This window comes from Salinibaculum sp. SYNS191, assembly GCF_037338445.1.
Lineage (GTDB): Archaea > Halobacteriota > Halobacteria > Halobacteriales > Haloarculaceae > Salinibaculum > Salinibaculum marinum.
This window is the reverse complement of record NZ_CP147838.1, coordinates 13251-29538: the sequence shown is the minus strand read 5'-3', so window position 1 is coordinate 29538 and position 16288 is coordinate 13251. Positions and strand designations below refer to the sequence as shown.

At 65.7% G+C, this 16288-nt stretch carries 18 protein-coding genes, 1 tRNA gene and 1 pseudogene; 14 read left to right on the top strand and 6 right to left on the bottom strand.

Annotation, left to right across the window (positions count from 1 at the left end):
* The first annotated feature begins 35 nt into the window (after nt 1–35).
* A pseudogene (hemH, locus tag WDJ57_RS21560) lies at nt 36–1126 on the top strand (ferrochelatase).
* Nucleotide 1127: 1 nt separating this feature from the next.
* Nucleotides 1128–2435 carry a protoporphyrinogen oxidase gene (gene hemG / locus WDJ57_RS00155; protein WP_338902832.1) on the top strand — a complete coding sequence of 436 codons (1308 nt, stop codon included), beginning with the start codon at nt 1128–1130 and terminating at the stop codon, nt 2433–2435.
* 76 nt (nt 2436–2511) lie between these two features.
* Here hemG and WDJ57_RS00150 read toward each other — a convergent pair whose 3' ends face one another.
* A complete protein-coding gene (locus WDJ57_RS00150; RefSeq protein ID WP_338902831.1) occupies nt 2512–2925 on the bottom strand; it encodes a hypothetical protein in 414 nt (137 codons plus the stop codon).
* Entirely contained in the window at nt 2925–3512 is a 588-nt protein-coding gene (locus WDJ57_RS00145) for a DUF7344 domain-containing protein (RefSeq protein ID WP_338902829.1), read from the bottom strand. Before WDJ57_RS00145 ends, WDJ57_RS00150 begins: the two co-directional genes overlap by 1 nt.
* Nucleotides 3513–4008: 496 nt before the next feature.
* Between WDJ57_RS00145 and WDJ57_RS00140 the strand changes: the two genes are divergently transcribed.
* From WDJ57_RS00140 to WDJ57_RS00130, 3 genes are all read left to right on the top strand, one after another.
* Nucleotides 4009–4662 (top strand): hypothetical protein, encoded by a 654-nt coding sequence (locus tag WDJ57_RS00140; RefSeq protein ID WP_338902828.1) that lies wholly within the window; start codon nt 4009–4011, stop codon nt 4660–4662.
* Nucleotides 4663–4769: 107 nt separating this feature from the next.
* Nucleotides 4770–5927: a signal peptidase I gene (locus WDJ57_RS00135; RefSeq protein WP_338902827.1), complete on the top strand. Its 1158-nt coding sequence runs from the start codon at nt 4770–4772 to the stop codon at nt 5925–5927.
* A gap of 148 nt (nt 5928–6075) precedes the next feature.
* On the top strand, nt 6076–7308 hold the full coding sequence (locus WDJ57_RS00130; RefSeq protein WP_338902878.1) for a DUF5305 domain-containing protein: 1233 nt from the start codon (nt 6076–6078) through the stop codon (nt 7306–7308).
* 1 nt (nt 7309) lies between these two features.
* On the opposite strand, the gene hemE is transcribed toward WDJ57_RS00130, so the two are convergent.
* Both hemE and WDJ57_RS00120 read right to left on the bottom strand, forming a co-directional pair.
* The gene (gene hemE / locus WDJ57_RS00125; RefSeq protein WP_338902825.1) at nt 7310–8323 is read right to left on the bottom strand and encodes a uroporphyrinogen decarboxylase; all 1014 of its coding nucleotides are present in this window, start codon (nt 8321–8323) and stop codon (nt 7310–7312) included.
* A gap of 49 nt (nt 8324–8372) precedes the next feature.
* A complete protein-coding gene (locus WDJ57_RS00120; protein ID WP_338902824.1) occupies nt 8373–8618 on the bottom strand; it encodes a hypothetical protein in 246 nt (81 codons plus the stop codon).
* A gap of 129 nt (nt 8619–8747) precedes the next feature.
* Between WDJ57_RS00120 and WDJ57_RS00115 the strand changes: the two genes are divergently transcribed.
* The 9 genes from WDJ57_RS00115 (at nt 8748) to WDJ57_RS00075 (ending at nt 15460) form a co-directional block, all read left to right on the top strand.
* Entirely contained in the window at nt 8748–8975 is a 228-nt protein-coding gene (locus WDJ57_RS00115; protein ID WP_338902823.1) for a hypothetical protein, read from the top strand.
* 68 nt (nt 8976–9043) lie between these two features.
* Entirely contained in the window at nt 9044–9691 is a 648-nt protein-coding gene (locus WDJ57_RS00110; protein ID WP_338902822.1) for an adenylate kinase, read from the top strand.
* 36 nt (nt 9692–9727) lie between these two features.
* Nucleotides 9728–10618, top strand: a complete 891-nt coding sequence (locus tag WDJ57_RS00105; RefSeq protein WP_338902821.1) for a DUF106 domain-containing protein — start codon at nt 9728–9730, stop codon at nt 10616–10618.
* Nucleotides 10619–10665: 47 nt separating this feature from the next.
* Nucleotides 10666–11247 (top strand): (d)CMP kinase, encoded by a 582-nt coding sequence (cmk, locus tag WDJ57_RS00100; protein ID WP_338902877.1) that lies wholly within the window; start codon nt 10666–10668, stop codon nt 11245–11247.
* The gene (locus WDJ57_RS00095) at nt 11247–12170 is read left to right on the top strand and encodes an RNA-guided pseudouridylation complex pseudouridine synthase subunit Cbf5 (RefSeq protein WP_338902876.1); all 924 of its coding nucleotides are present in this window, start codon (nt 11247–11249) and stop codon (nt 12168–12170) included. Before cmk ends, WDJ57_RS00095 begins: the two co-directional genes overlap by 1 nt.
* Before the next feature lie 60 nt (nt 12171–12230).
* Nucleotides 12231–13550: a PQQ-binding-like beta-propeller repeat protein gene (locus WDJ57_RS00090; RefSeq protein ID WP_338902820.1), complete on the top strand. Its 1320-nt coding sequence runs from the start codon at nt 12231–12233 to the stop codon at nt 13548–13550.
* A 64-nt stretch (nt 13551–13614) separates the two neighbouring features.
* Nucleotides 13615–13685, top strand: a tRNA-Pro gene (locus tag WDJ57_RS00085).
* A 926-nt stretch (nt 13686–14611) separates the two neighbouring features.
* Nucleotides 14612–14788, top strand: coding sequence for a hypothetical protein (locus tag WDJ57_RS00080; RefSeq protein ID WP_338902819.1), 177 nt, complete (start codon nt 14612–14614; stop codon nt 14786–14788).
* A 57-nt stretch (nt 14789–14845) separates the two neighbouring features.
* Entirely contained in the window at nt 14846–15460 is a 615-nt protein-coding gene (locus tag WDJ57_RS00075; RefSeq protein ID WP_338902817.1) for a thermonuclease family protein, read from the top strand.
* A 2-nt stretch (nt 15461–15462) separates the two neighbouring features.
* Here the strand turns inward: WDJ57_RS00075 and WDJ57_RS00070 are convergent, their stop codons facing one another.
* Together WDJ57_RS00070 and WDJ57_RS00065 are read right to left on the bottom strand one after the other, a co-directional pair.
* Nucleotides 15463–16032 (bottom strand): DUF7524 family protein, encoded by a 570-nt coding sequence (locus WDJ57_RS00070; RefSeq protein WP_338902815.1) that lies wholly within the window; start codon nt 16030–16032, stop codon nt 15463–15465.
* A gap of 32 nt (nt 16033–16064) precedes the next feature.
* On the bottom strand, nt 16065–16259 hold the full coding sequence (locus WDJ57_RS00065) for a methytransferase partner Trm112 (protein ID WP_338902814.1): 195 nt from the start codon (nt 16257–16259) through the stop codon (nt 16065–16067).
* Nucleotides 16260–16288: the final 29 nt, after the last annotated feature.

The window sequence follows — 16288 nt, the reverse complement described above, 5'->3', positions numbered from 1 at the left end:
GACAGGTTTTCTTCCGTTCCGTCCAAGGTTCAGTCATGACCACAGGGGTCGTTCTACTGAACTTCGGCGAGCCGTCCGTACCCGAGCGAGAGCCAGTCGTCGACTACCTCGAACGCATCTTCATGGCCAACGCCGACCTCGAAGAGTACGACTCCAGGGAGGCCGCCCGGAAGCGCTCGCGGAAACTCGCCGAGCGCCGCGCCCCCGGACTGCTGGAGGAGTACGAGAACATCGGCGGGTCGCCGCTCAACGAGCAGGCCAAGGCCCAGGCCGACGCCCTGGAGACCACGCTCCAGAACCGCGACTTCGACGTCCTGACCTACCTCGGGATGCAGTACATCGAGCCGTTCATCGGGGACGCCGCCGCGGACGCGATGGCGGACGACGTGGACCGCGTCATCGGCCTGCCGATCTTCCCGCTGTGTGGCCCTCGACGAACGTCATCTCGCTGGACGAACTCGAAGACGAGATGGAGGAGATGGGCTTCGACGTCCCCTTCCAGGCCATCACCGGGTGGCACAAACACCCCAAGTACAACCGCGTCCGCGCGGAGAACATCGCCGACTTCGCCGACGACGAGGGCGTCGACCTCCACGACGAGGACACCGCGCTGGTCTTCTCCGCCCACGGCACCCCCAAGCACTACCTGGAGGAGGGGAGCCGCTACGACATCTACGTCGAGGAGTACTGCTCGGTCGTCGCCTCGCTGCTCGGCGTCGACGACTACCACATCGGCTTCCAGAACCACGAGAACCGCGACATCCCCTGGACCGAACCCGACGTGGAGGACCTCATCGAGGACATCGACGCCGAACGCGTGGTCGTCGAACCCGTCAGTTTCCTCCACGAGCAAAGCGAGACGCTGTCGGAACTCGACGTCGAACTCCGCGAGGAGGCCGAGGAGGTGGGACTGGACTTCTACCGCGTGCCCATCCCCCACGACGACGAGCGCATCCCCGAAGTGTTCGCGGACCTCGTCGAGCCGTTCCTGGCCGATTTCGACCCCGAGTACTACCAGTTCCGGCAGTGCCAGTGCCGCGACGAGCCGGGGACGATGTGCCTGAACGCGCCACAGACCACGTCCCACGTAGAGGGCGAGGAAGCGCCAGCCGAGACGGACGACTGACATGCGCGTCGCCGTCGTCGGCGCGGGCATCACGGGGCTCGCGCTCACGCACCACCTCGCCGAGCGGGGTATCGACTCGGTCACGTACGAGGCCGACAACCAGCCCGGCGGCGTCATCCGCTCGGAGACAATCGACGGCCGCACGGTCGAGGTCGGGCCGCAGCGGCTCCGACTGACGCCCGGCGTCGAGGACCTCGTGGAAGCTGTTGGTCTCTCCGACGCCGTCGTCGAAGCCGGGGAGGAGCACCTGTTCGTCTACGCGGACGGCCGACTCCGGGAGGCCCCGCTAGACCGCGAGGCGTTCCTCCGGACCGACCTGCTCTCCTGGCGCGGGAAACTGCGCCTGCTCGCGGAACCGCTGACCCGCGACGGGATGCGCGAGGAGTCCGCCGCGGAACTGTTCACCCGGAAGTTCGGCCGCCAGGCCTACGAGCGGTTCATCGGGCCGCTGTACGGCGGCATCTACGGCTCGGACCCGGCCGAGATGCCGGCGACCTTCGCGCTGGACGGGCTGCTGAAACGCGAACAGGAGACGGGCAGTTTCCTCCGGGCGTTCCTCAAGCGCGTCGGCCAGGGCCAGCAGTCCCCGCCTATCTCCTTCGAGGCCGGCAACCAGCAGTTACCCAATGGGCTCGCGGAGGCGTACGCCGACCGCATCGAACTCGGGACAGCGGTCACGGACGTTCGACCGGCTGCAGGCGACGCGGGGACGGACCGGCAACCGGCCGCAGCGACGGACGGCGGCGGTCAGTACGTCGTCGAGACCGACAGCGGTGCGGAGACGTTCGACCACGTCGTCGTGACGACGCCGGCGGGAGTCACCGCCGACATCCTCGACGGCGTCGCAACGGGGACCGAGGGCCTCGCCAACCTCACCTACAATCCGCTGGCGATGGTCCACCTCGACGCCGACTGCGAGCAGGAGGGCTTCGGCTACCAGGTCGCCTACGGCGAGGACATCCACACGCTCGGCGCGTCGTGGAACGACAGCATGTTCGACCGCGAGAACCTCTACACCGTCTTCCTCGGCGGGATGCACGAACCCGACATCGTCGACCGGCCGGACGAGGAAATCGGTGCTATCGCCGCCGAGGAGTTCGAACAGGTCATGGGTTCGCCCGCGGAGGTCCTGAACGTCGCCACCCGCGAGAAGTGGTTCCCGGCGTACGACCGGTCGTGGTACGCGCTGGAGGCCTTCGAGGCGCCGCCGGGCGTCCACCTCGCGACGAACTACACCGCGCGGATGGGGATTCCCAGCCGCGTCCGGGAAGCGCGCGAACTGGCCGAGGAGCTGGCGGCCGGGGCCTGAGCGGGTCGCAAGTCACAGACCCACTTCTCCGTCTCTCAGCCGGCAAATACCGAGGAACCGAGAGGGGCTACCCGCCTCAATCGGGACAATCGACGGTGCGAGTGAGCGTCGTTGCCAGTCCGTCAGTCGACGCCACCACGGTAATCGTGGAACCACACTCGACGGATTCGAACCTGGCGGTCCCCGTCTCCTCCGCGTCGAACGTCTCGTCTGCCGTCATGTCGGTCGTCTGGCCGTCGACGGTGACCTCCAGGCCCGTCAGTGTCGTGCCGGAAGGGAACTGGTTGGTCAGCGCCACCGTGAGGTTCGTCGTCCCGTTTGCCGTCCCCGAGGCGGACTGTTCGAAGGTGAGATACGCAGAGAGGTCGCCGGTGGTGGCCAGTTCCAGGTCCCTGTCCGCCGTCATCGACGTCACGCCGCTGGTTCCGCTGACGAGCGTTACCGTCAGGACGAGGATAGCGATCAGAACGACCTGTCTGCTGGTCACCATCACTCGCCCACCTCCGGCGGCCTGTCACGCGCCCCGAGGCGCATTCGATAGTAGTTGTCGTAGAAGTGTGCGACCGAGGAGACGGTCAGCGTCGTGCTGAGGAAGACGCCGTACATCGTCGGTGGGACGACCGAGAGCGGGTACACACCCGCCCAGAGGCCGACGAGACAGACAACACTCAGCGCCGAGAGCCCGAGATAGTACACGCCCCAGGGGATGCTGGCTCCAGTCAGCGAGTCGACGTAGAAGTTGGCGTTCGATGCCGCGTCGGTGAGTCGCACCGTACCCCGCTGAGCGTCGTACTCGATGAAGCCGCACTCGTCCATCTTCGGCAGGTGGAACTGCCGCAGGGCGTTTCGGACGCGCTTTCGCTCCTTGTGAGAGAGCGCGTCGACTGGCTTGCCGTTCTCCCAGCTCGCGACGGTATCCGTGAGTTCGGACACCGTGACACGACCGCTCCCGTTCTGCTTGAGCATGTGCACGACGAAGCGGCGTCGCTGATTGCTGAGCACCTCCAGCGTGGTGTCCCTGGAAAAGTCGTTTCCGGTCGTCCGTGACGACTGTGTGCCCGCGCTCGCGCTACTCATGCCGTACCCCCTCCCGTTTTCGCATCCGTTCCTCTGCGAACCCCATTCTACCAGAGTTGTTGTCAGAATACCATTTTAGTATACAGTCCCCTCGGGGGGAGCAATCGGTCATTGATTGTCTCCGAGAGGGAACATCTCCACGCGCCGCCCGATTCGGAGGAACCGCTCTCGTCCGTGGTTATACTGTTTCTAAACACGCCGCTGTGGTACTGTAACCAAACAATCACATCCCGGTGAACGACCGTTCTCTCGGCCGCCGAAGTGTTAGGGAGACTACGGTTGCACAAACGGTGACTGTGCGCGCCACAGGGGGTGCATGCGGATTCACCAGAGGTCGTATGTGGCCGTTGCAAAGCCTCTATCCGATATTTTCTGGCAGTTCATTCCAAAGTGGGTACATCCCCATTGCTGGAATGCGTGCCTGGACGAGGGGGAGCGGTCACCGCCGAGACGGACTGTCGCCCACACGGGTGCGCACCAACGGAGACAACAAACAATGAAACGACGCAAATTCGTTGTCGGACTCGGATCGCTCGCAGCCGGTGCCGGTACTGCCATGGGGACCGGCGCGTTCTCGGGACAGAGCTCGAAGCGCAAGTTCTACATAGCGTCTAAAGGTGACGCGGATGCCTTCACGAAGTTGAAGAAGGTGACGAGCTGGCCCCACAGTGCCGAGTACACCTACTACGACGGCGGTCACCTTGTGGTTGACATCCCGCGGCTGAACTCGGACAGCAAGTGGTACTTCAAGAAGCTGTTCAAGCTTGGAGCGAACCTGACGAAAAACGACGGTAAGCACAAGTACTGGATCAAGAACAAGTACAGCCAGTACTGCAAGGACAACGGAGGCACGCACTACGACGGAAAACAGCGTGTCCGCTGGTTCTGTACGTCGATTTACAATGGGAACGACAATAAGAAGAGGGACTGTGATGACGACTACATTCACATCCCCAAACCGTCCGGCGGAAAAAAGAAGATCGGTGTGGAGTGGCTCAGCGGTGGTGATTACCTGAAGCTCTCGCCCGGAGACTACTGCGCTGTGGGCGTCTGCATCAACACCCGCGGTCTGAACGTCGACGACTGGAAGGACAAGGAGCCCATCCTCAAGAAGGCGTACGTCCAGGCGAAGGCAGCGGACCACGAATAAACCAGGCGACCTCGCAGTAGGTCAGCCAAGCCCGTTTTTTGACCAGCTTTTCGATAATGAAGTGACTTACAATACGAGAACGACTGGAGTTTTCGCCAAGACACGCTATGGGAATCAGACGACTCCTCGCGACGCTGGTCACGGCTACGCTCGTGCTCGCAGCCCTCGCCCTGGTGCTCGGGAGCCTGCTGGGCCAGCCGATTCTCCTGAGCTACGTCGAGACGGAAAGCATGCAGCCGACGCTGGACCCCGGCGACGGGTTCGTCGCCGTCCCCAGCGCCGTCGCTGGTCCGGTCGAACAGGGTGACGTCGTCGTCTTCCAAGCACAGGAACTCCACGGCGGCGGGCTGACGACGCATCGCGTGGTGGGACGGACCAACCAGGGATACGTGACCGGCGGCGACAATAACCCGTTCACCGACCAGGCCGGTACGGAGCCACCCGTAGCGGACGAACAGATCGTAGCCGAAGCGTTGAAAGTCAACGGCGAGGTTCTCGTGATTCCCCACCTCGGGGACGTCGTGACCGGCCTCTCCGGGGGGCTCGAAGACGTCCGGTACTGGCTGGCCGCGTTCACGGGGCTCGGGATTTTCGCCGGGCCGCAGGGCCTGCCAGCCCTGCTGATACTCGGGCTGGTGCTGTACTACGCCGTCGACGTCCTGCGAGAACGCGGACAGCGACAGTACGACCGGACGACCGAGCGCGAGACGGGGCTGAACACCAGACTCGTGGTCGGCGCGCTCGCGGTCTTTCTCGTTTTCTCCGCGACGATGGGTATGGTCGGACCGTCCGGGACCAACGAGTACGGCATCGTCAGCGCGGCCTACGAGGACGAGCGTCAGGACGTCGTCCCGGCGGGCGAGTCGAAGAACAACACGCTCGGCGTTACCAACGGCGGGTTCCTCCCGGTGGTCGTCTTCTACGAACCTGGCGATATGGCGGACGTCCACCCCAGGGAGGTGTACGTCCCGGCGCGGGGCGAGGCGAACGTGACGGCGACGTTCACCGCGCCGCCAGAGACCGGGGGATACAGCAGGTACATCGTCGAGCGCCGCTACTTCGCGGTGCTTCCGGTCTCGGTAATCCGCTCGCTCTACCAGGTCCACCCGTGGCTCCCCATCGTCGCCATCGACCTCCTGCTCGGGGTCCCGTTCTACGTCGCCGGGCGCAAACTGCTCGGCTCCGGCCGGATACGTGAGCGGACTCGCGACCGGGGACTCTCGCGGCTCGCGTCGCTCAAGCGAGCGCTCAGGGGCCGCGAGTGAGTCCGTGGGTCGGGCCGCGAACACGGGTCCGTTCTCCCTGTGGAGACCAGCCGTCGATAGACCACCTCGCAGGTATTCGTCGGTAGGCGGTTATTATCCCTGTTCAGACGGTGCATAACAAACGCTCATACGTGTCTTGTCGGCTACAATGGCTGACTGGAAGTTACGCACTCGGCACGTCATCGATAATTCCATCTCGATTATCGTGGGTGCTCTCGTTCTCCTCGCTCTCCTCGGTGGCTGGCTCACCTACACTACCTACGCTGCGCCAGCGACCACGACCGAACAGCGGCCGGGGCCGTCGTCGGAGACGAGAGCGTGGTTCAATCACTCGGCGACGGTTACCGAGAACAACTCGGTCTACCCCGTCGGGACGACACTCGCCGACCGGCAGGTCTACTTCTCCAGTATCACGCCCTCGCTGAACGGGTCATACTCGTTCACCTACCAGGCGAGCGAGAGCGGTCAGCTGAACGCGACGGTCGCGCTCGACCTCGTGTATCGCGGTGTCGAGGACGGCGAGGTGGGCGACAGAGTCGTCTGGGAGACGACGCGAACGCTCCGGGGAACCGTAAGCAAGTCGCTCGGGCCAGGCGACACGCTCACCGTTCCGTTCTCGGTGGACGTGAACCGGACCGGACAGCGGCTGGCAGCTATCGAGGAGCAACTCGGGGACCCACCCGGGCAATCCCAGGTGCGGGTCCGCGCACGGACTACCCTCCAAGGGACGGTCAACGCCGAGCCGGTCGACAGAACGACGCCGCACACCCTGCCGATAGACCTCGGGGGTAGCACCTACCGCATCGGTCAGCCTGGACCGATGACGGACAGCGAGGAGACCACCAGAACGGTCACCGTCGAGAAGGAGTACGGACCGGCACGGAGCGTCGGCGCACCGGGTCTGCTCCTGGTCTCGCTCTCCGGCCTCGTCGGGCTTGGCTTCGTGAGATACACTGACCGGCTGGGACTCTCCCGGGCAGAAAGGCGCCGTCTGACGTACGAGGAAGACAAACGCGAGTACGACGACTGGATATCGAGGGTCCAGTTGCCGGAGGAGGCGCTGGCCCTGCCGCGGGCGACGACAACCTCCCTGGCGGCCCTCGTGGACTTCGCCATCGACACCGACAATCGCGTCATCGAGGACCCGCAGGAACAGACGTACTACGTCGTTCACGACGGCTACCTCTACGAGTATCGCCCGCCCACCCGCGGGCCGGCGGGTGAATTTACGCTCCCGCCCAGTGCTGGCTCCGGCACGCGTCCACCGAGAGACGGCGACTCGCCGTCAGTGACGGCAGAATCGGAGAATGGGGACGAGCCGGTCAACTCGCCCAGCGAGACTCACCCCGAGGACTGCGGCGCGTCGAGCGGCCGGGCCTGACTCAGACCTCGCGCTCTATCGACTTCGCCGTCTCTACGAACGCCCGCACCGACTCCACCGGCGTGTCCTTGTTCACACCGTGTCCGAGATTCAGGATGTGCCCTTCGGGCCCCGCAGCCTCGATGACCTCACGCGTCTTCTCCCGAACGAACTCCGGCTCGCCGAACAGATACGACGGGTCCAGATTCCCCTGCACCGGCATCTCTCCCAACTGCTCCCGCGCCTCGGCCATGTCCACGGTCCAGTCCAGCGCCACGGCGTCCGCGCCGCTGTCGGCCAGCAGGTCCAGCCGGCCGTTCATCCGCCGGACGAAGACGATGGTCGGCGCGTTCAGGTCAGACAGAATCTCCCGGTGCAGCGGCAGCACGAACTCGCGGTAGTCCTCGGGCGTCAGCGTCCCGGCGTAGGTGTCGAACAGTTGCACCACGTCCGCGCCGTTGCCAATCTGGAACGCCAGGTAGTCCTTCACGACGTCGGCGAACGCAGACAGCAGCGTCCGGAAGGCGTCGGGATGCTGCGCGCGGAGTTTCCGCAGCGGCATGTTCGTCCGCGAGGGACCGCCGGCGACGGCGTAGGAGGCGAGCGTGAACGGGCCGCCAGCGAAGCCGATGATGGCCGTCTCGTCGCCGACGCGGTTGTTCAGGCGAACGAGCAGTTCGCCGACGTAGTCCAGTTCGCGGGCCACGTCGCCGTGGGAACGGTCAACGTCGTCGGGGCCGGAGACGGGGTTCTCGACGACGGGCCCGACGCCGCTCTCGATGTGGTAGGAGAAGCCGAGCGGTTCGAGGACGGTCAGGATGTCCGAGAACATGACGAGGCCGTCGGGCTCGTAGTACTCCCAGGGCAGCAGAGTTATTTCCTCGGCGACCTCGGGCGTCTTGATGGCCTCCAGGAAGGAGTAGTCCTCGCGAATCTCGCGGTACTCGGGGATGTGCCGCCCGGCCTGACGCATCAGCCACACCGGCGGGCGCTCCGTCCGCTCTCCGCGGGCAGCACGCACGAGCAGGTGGTCCATTGCCCGACCGTTGGCGGGTCGGAGGCTAAGGGTTTCGGATGTCTGTCCGTCAGGCGCCGGCGAGTCTGTCCCGCAGTCCGGGAAGCACGCGCCGGTAGCCCAGCAGGTACAGGCCGCCATACAGGGCGAGGGCACCGACGTAGACGTACCAGAGTCCCAGCGTTTCGCCGCTGGTCACGCTCGCCACGCCGGTCTGCTCACTGAGGATACCGACGGTGGTCAGGATGCCAGCCAGGACGATTTCGAGAGCGAAGACGACGGTTTCGGAGACGAACTCCACCAGTACTTCTCGCATGGGGGAGTCCAGCCCACACGGCGGAATATGCGTTACGGTCGGTCCGTCTGTCCCCGATTGGTCGGCGGTGCCGGTTGCTGCCACGCCCGGTCAGAAACGTTTACGTGTCACCTTGGCGGAGGCGTCGATATGGCGCACACGAGTTCGATGGACTACGGCAAGCGCGCGAAGCAGGGTTTTCTCCTCGGGGTCGGGCTCTTCGCGTTCGGCGCGCTCGGGGAGATTCTCGTCCACTCGGTCTTCGGAGGGGTTCCGGGCTGGGAGCGAGCACTGTTGTTCGACGCCGAGGTGCTCGGGATTCTCATCGGGTTGCTCTCCCCGTTCGTCTTCGGCATCGCCCTGCCGCTTATGGAGTGAGTGAGTCCCACTCCGTGGGGCGCTCGGGTTTGGACAATGATTTAACCCCGGCCGGGGAAACGCGGACTATGAGCGCACCGCGAGTACTCATCCTCGGACCGCCCGGCGCAGGTAAGGGCACACAGAGCGGCCGCATCGCCGACACCTACGGCGTCGAACACATCACGACCGGCGACGCGCTCCGTGCCAACAAGGACATGGACATCTCCGACATGGACACGGAGTACGACACGCCGCGTGAGTACATGGAGGCCGGCGACCTCGTCCCGGACGCCGTCGTCAACGCCATCGTCGAGGAGGCACTCTCACAGGCGGACGGCTTCGTACTCGACGGCTACCCGCGGAACCTCGACCAGGCCGAGGAACTGGAGGACATGACTGACCTCGATATCGTCCTCTCGCTGGACGTGAGCCGCGAGGAACTCATCGACCGCCTCACCGGTCGGCGGGTCTGCTCGGAGTGTGGCACGAACTTCCACGTCGAGTTCGACCAGCCGGAGGAGGAGGGCGTCTGCGACGAGTGCGGCGGCGAACTCATCCAGCGCGACGACGACAACCGGGAGTCCGTCGAGAACCGCCTGGACGTCTTCGAGGAGAACACCCAGCCAGTCATCGACCACTACAGCGACCACGACGGATTCGTGTCGATCGACGGGGAGCAAGCCCCCGATGACGTCTGGGCGGACATCGAGGACGCCATCGACGCACAGGAGTAAAAGATTGATTAACGCGCGTCGCCCTATAGGATACTAATGCCGCGGACAGCACAGAAAGTAGACGAACTCGCCGAGGAGGGGGAGGCGATGACCGACGCCCTCACCACCGTCCTCAACGTGGCCGACGAGAAGGGCACGGTCACGTGGAGCGACGTGAGCGACGACCTCACCAGCGGCCAGTGGGGCCGCCTCATCGAGAAGGGGCTGCTCATCGACGCCGGCGGCGAGGGGTTCGTCGTCGACGACCCCGACGGTGTGCGGGACGCCCTCGGCGAGGCGGACCCGGCCAAGAGCAGCGACGACGACGATGACCTGAGCTGGTCGACGTACGACAAAGTTGCCGCGCTGGGCGTGGTCGCCCTGTTCCTGGGCTACTCCATCTCCTCGGTTCGCGCCCAGATTGCCTCCGTCATCGACATCTTCATGGGGCCGCTGGAGGCGAATCTCCCCTTCTACCTGGTCGTGATGATTCTCGCCATGCTGACCGGCGCGTACACGACCATCCTCCAGGACAAGCTGATGGATTCGAGCGTGATGGAGGGCTATCAGGAGAAGAACAAGGCACTCCAGGAGAAGCGCAAGCGCGCCAAGGAGCGCGGCGACGACGAGGCCCTGGAGGAGATTCGCGAGGAGCAGATGGAGATGCTCTCGGAGAACACGGGCATGTTCAAGGCGCAGTTCCGCCCGATGGTCTGGATCATGCTGCTGACCATCCCCGTGTTCCTCTGGCTGTACTGGATGGTGCTCGACGTGGGCATCTCGGCCAGCGAACCGGTGATGGTACTCCCAATCTTCGGTGAGGTCGCCACCTGGCAGACGGCAGTGCTGGGGCCCATCCAGATATGGCTGCTCTGGTACTTCGTCTGCTCGATGGGGTTCAACCAGATCATCCGGAAGGCGCTGAACGTCCAGACCGGAATGAACTGACGGCGACGACTCGCAACCTCTTTTAGCCCGACCGACGCACGTAGGGTATGTTGATTACCGTCTCCGGACCGGGAGGCAGCGGCAAGAGTACGCTCGCCGCGAACCTCGCCGCCCACCTGGGGTACGACCACGTCTCGGGCGGGGACATCTTCCGAGAGATTGCAGACGAACGGGGCCTGACACCGCTGGAACTCAACAGGCACGCCGAGGAGGACGACCAGATAGACCGCGACCTGGACCGGCGACTGCGCTCGACCGCCCGCGACCGCGAGGACCTCGTGCTCGAATCCAGACTCGCCGGGTGGATGGCCGGCGACTACGCCGACCTCCGCGTCTGGCTGGACGCGCCGCTTTCGGTCCGAGCCGCTCGCATCGCCGACCGCGAGGAGAAGTCCGCCGAGATGGCCCGCGAGGAGACCACGGCCCGCGCCGAGAGCGAAGCGCTCCGCTACCGTGAGTACTATGGCATCGACATCGACGACCTGGGCATCTACGACCTCGTCGTGAACACGGCCCGCTGGGGCCCGGAGGGCGTGCTCGCGCTGGTGACGCTTGCTGCCGAGCAGTACGCCCCCGAAACCGACGAGGGGAAGACGCCGGTCACCGGGGTCGACTACGACTTCGACTGATGGCACTGCGTGGCCCACCCGCCGACCGCTCGCCGGCGGCCCTGTTGCAATTTGGCGTCGTCAACCTCGACAAGCCGCCGGGCCCGTCGGCCCACCAGGTCGCCGGGTGGGTCCGCGATATGGTCGGGGACAGACTGGCAGAGGCGGGCCACGAGCCAATCGACCGGGTAGCACACGGCGGGACGCTGGACCCGAAGGTCACCGGCTGCCTGCCGATTCTGCTGGGCGACGCTGCCCGCTGTGCCCGGGTCTTCGACGACAGCGTGAAGGAGTACGTCGCGGTCCTGGAACTTCACGGCCCGGCGCCCGCAGACCTCGAATCCGTCCTCACCGAGTTCGAAGCGCCGCTGTACCAGAAGCCGCCACGGAAGAGCGCGGTCCGCCGGCAGCGACGCGTCCGGGAGATACACGACCTGGAACTGCTGGAACTGGACGGCCAGCGTGGCCTGCTGCGGGTGCGCTGTGAATCCGGCACGTACGTCCGGAAACTCTGTCACGACCTCGGACTGGCGCTGGGGACGGGCGCGCACATGGGCGACCTCCGGCGGACCGCGACCGGAACCTTCGACGACCGCTCGCTGGTCACGATGGAGGACCTGGCCGACGCGCTGGCCTTTTGGGCGGCAGACGACGACACCGACCCGCTCCGGGACGTCGTCGCCCCCGCCGAGCGCGCCCTGGAGACGCTGCCCCGCGTCACAATCGCGCCGAGTGCGGCGCGTGAAGTCGCGGAGGGGGCGCCGGTGTACGCGCCGGGAGTCCTGGGAACGGCCGCCGCTCCAGTAGACGGCGCGACACCCGAGGACGGCGAGCTGGTCTGCTGTGTCACCCCCGACGAGGCGGCGGTCTGTCTCGGGACGCTCGTCGGCGACCCCGAAGCCGAGCGCGGGACGGTCGTGGAACTCGAACGCGTGCTGGTCTGAGACGCGGCGTGCTCGGCGGATGACGCAACTGTTATCGGGCCATTGGCGCAATCACGGGCAATGACAGCCGACGACGACCGGACGGCGACGTCCCACTCCGGTGGAGAGCCCGGCGACGACGGCGGTCACTCGTCCCGTCGGGAGTTTCTCAAACTCGGGACGGCGGTGACCGTCGGTGCCACCGCTGGCTGTGCGCGATTCGCCCCGACGGCCCCGCCGAGGGAACTCGACGAACCGACCGCCGAGAGCCGCGCCCTCCCGACGCGGCCGGACACCATCTTCATGGGAGACGTCGAGCGCACGGGCCACTGGCCCGACCAGTCTGTGCCCGACGCGGTGGAACTGGCCTGGTCGGAGCCCGGCATCAACACCGGCAGCCACACGGCGGCGAAGTCCTCGCCGCTGTACTACGAGGGGAACGTCATCGTGCCCGGTGACACCGGGACTGTCCACTCCTTCACACCCGAAGGCGAGCAGAACTGGGAAGCGTCGCTGGTCCCGTCCACCCGTGGAACCCACTCGACGCCGGCCGTCGTCGACGACTACGTCTTCACCGCCGGCTACGACGGTGCCGTCTACGCCTTCGACGCCGTGACCGGGGACCGAATCTGGCGGACGCAGGTCGCCGACGCCATCGGCTCCAGTCCGGTCTACTACGACGGCGTCGTTTACTGCGCAACCGAGTTCTACACGCCAAGCGGCGGCATGGTGGCCCTCGACCCGGCGACGGGCGGGCTCATCTGGGAGGACAACCGGATGACCAACCACGCCCACTCCATCACCGGCATCGACGTGTCCTCCGGCGTGTTCGCCGCGGGCTGCAACGACGGGTCGCTGTACGTCTGGGACCTCGACACCCGCGACTTCCGGGGGACCTTCGAGACTGCCGCGCCGATAAAGGGGCCCGTCTGCATGTACGGCGGGACGGCCATCTTCGGGTCCTGGGACGGAAACGTCTACGCCGTCGACACGACCTCTCTCGCCGAGGTCTGGCGCTACGAGACCGGGTACAAAATCATGTCGGGTGCGGCCGTCCATCCCGACTCCGGGACGCTGGTCATCGGCAACCACGGCGGCGAACTCCTGGGTCTGGGCACTGCCACGGGCGAGCGGGAGTGGTCCTTCGACTGCGAGGGCTGGGTCATCGGGAGCGTCACGCTCGCCGGCGACACCGCGCTCGTGGGCAGTTACGACGCGACGCTGTTCGCGGTCGACGCCCGCGGCGGCGACGAGCGCTGGCGGTTCGAACGACCCCACGGCCGCGTCACCTCCGCCCCGGCCGTCCACGACGGCGACATCTACGTCACGGAGCGGGCGGTCCTCGACGGCGAGGAGACCCTCGAGGAGTCCGGGTATCTCTACAAGCTGACCGCGGCGTAGCCCACCCGAGACGTGGCCGGCGAATCGAAGGGCTTAATCCCGGCACGGGTGTCCACCAATATGCGGGACCGTGGGGTAGCGGTATCCTCGGCGCATGGGGTGCGTCGGACCTGAGTTCGAATCTCGGCGGTCCCATACACCACTTTTTGCTACGTCGGGTGTCACATACGAGCCTTCGGCTCGTGGTGCACCACTCCTCGCAAAAACGTGGGAAAAAGCCGCTCGCGGTCGGGAGACCGCTCACGGCGAACCGGCTCACCACGTTCGCCGGATGCGTTCCCTTCTACAGATTCAGGCCGTCAAAGACGACTCGCGTACCTCGGCTGTCCCACTTTTCACGAAGCGACCACAGGACCACGAGAGTGAGCTATGCGAGCGCTTGGCAGTCCATTCCGCTTTTCACGTGGCTCTACACAGTCAGGAGCAACAGCTTGGTGCGGGACTCCACGATAGAGAGTCGGAAATAGCCGTCTCTCATACTGCAGGGACGGTCAGAGTGAGTGGGCCCTCGGAGAAATCCCAGACGACACACTCGTCTGCAGCTATCGTGCTCAACACCACGGTCGCTGTGCAGCGCCGGAAAATGTCCCGAAAGAAATCCCGGTGATGACTTTCGGAACGCTGTCAGAGGCTGTGGGAACTTCTGCACCCACGATACCCATTATATTTCGAATCCATTTAAACATATTTGCTTGCCAATGAAGAATTTTTCAATAGAGGCGCGGCGGGAAACCCCCTCGCGAAACTGGTCCCGACTGGCGGAGCGAAACGTCCGGGCGGTTGTCGACACGCCGAGTGACCGGCCCGTCGAGCCCGATGCGCACGCGTTCCAGCGTCTTCTCACAGTCGTGGGGCGACAGCCGCCCGGTGGACATCCCGACACAGGCAACTCCGAGATGGGGAAAATCCCCGCTGACGGGACGGCAACCGTCGATTCGACCGGCTTCGGCGAAGGATGAACGGCAGGCTCTCGGACCTGTCGCTCACCTGTCGCTGCTGACGCACGCTCGCCGGGCCAGTCTGCCATCACCGTTTTGTGAGCGCGGCCCCAACCCGATGCAATGGGATTCTTCAACGACCTCGGCAGGAAGGCCGAGAAACTGAAACAGGAGGCGACCGCCGCCACGGAAGCGGAGGCGACCCACGGCTGCCCCGACTGCGAGACGCTGCTGTACACCGACCACGAGGAATGTCCCGAGTGCGGAGGCGGGAACGTCGGCGAACTGGGCGGCGAGTAAGGAAGGCCGACACAGCGCCGCTTCGAAACGACACCAGGTTCGACCCCGGCTACTCACATGACGCAGACGACCCGACGCTTCTTTCTCGTGATGCTGGTCGTCCTCGCCGGCTGTAGCGTGAACGTGACCGAGACCGGCCCGACAGCGACGGGGACGGCGTCGTCCGGGGTCGGCGCTGGGGACGCAACGACGTCGCCGGCCTTCGAGCCGGCGGAACGGATTCCGGTCCGCGTGACGGACGTGGTCGACGGCGATACAGTCGACGTCGTGCTGCCGGACGGGAGCGAGGAGACGGTCCGGTTGCTCGGGGTCGATACACCGGAGGTCCACACAGAGACGACCCCGCCGGAGTTCGAGGGCGTCCCCGACAGCGAGGCGGGACGGGCCTGTCTCCGCGAGGCCGGCCAGAACGCGAGCGAGTACCTGCGAGGGCACCTCTCCGGCGAGGACGCGACGCTGCTCGTCGACCCCGTCTCGGACCGCCGCGGCGGGTACGGCCGTCTGCTGGCGTACGTCTCCCACGACGGCCGGAACCTGAACTACGCGCTCGTGGGCTCCGGCCACGCCCGCGTCTACGACTCGCAGTTCGCGCTCCGCACGGCGTTCTACGACGCGGAGGTCGACGCCAGGGAGGCTGGACGCGGCGTCTGGCGGTGTCGGAGTCCCGTCTGAAGCTACCCGCTGACGAGGACGTAGAGCGCGACGAGGACGCCCCCGAAGACGGCCGCCGCCCCGACGGTCACCAGCGTATCCTGGACGAGGACGGCAGCGAGTAGGGCAACGGCGAGCGCGAGACCGCCCAGCGCGAGCACCGGGAGTTCCGGGCCCTCGAAGGTCGGCGTTCTCGACTCCGTCCGGTCAGAATCCGGTGGCTTCGACAGCGACTCGTCGACTTCGACCGGCGTCCCGGCGGGCGTCGGTGACGAGAGCTGGACGTCGACCCAGCGGGTCTCGGAACCGTACGCGGAGACGACTTTCAGCTTCCCGAAGACCCCGTCGTCGGGCAGGCTGTCGGTGTCTACGGTGATGCGGACGGCCCGGCTCGCGTCGCCCTCGACGTAGTGGTTGTTTGCGTCGAGGCGAGCCACGTCCGAGAGCGAATCGTCGAGGTGGAGGTGGACGTGCAGCGAGGGGCCGTGGTTGACGAGCACCACGTCGAAGGAGCCGTCGGTCTCGAACGCGTCCGGAATCTCGATGGCGTGGAGGTCGTGACGGCTGACGTGGACGGCGAGCTCGTCGGGCACGGGTGCGACTCCGTGGGCACCGAAGAAAAACTTCAGGCTGGGGCTTCGTCGCGCATGTCCGGCGGCAGGAGGTTCGGGATGCCGTCCTCGATGGGGTAGGACTCGCCACACTCCGTGCAGACGAGTTCGCCCGTCAGAATCTCCTCGCCGTCGCGTTCGCCCACGTCGAGTTCGAGGTCGTGTTTGTCCACCGGACAGCAGAGAATCTCCATCAGTTCCTCTTTCATACGCCCTCGGCCCGGACGCCCTAAAAACG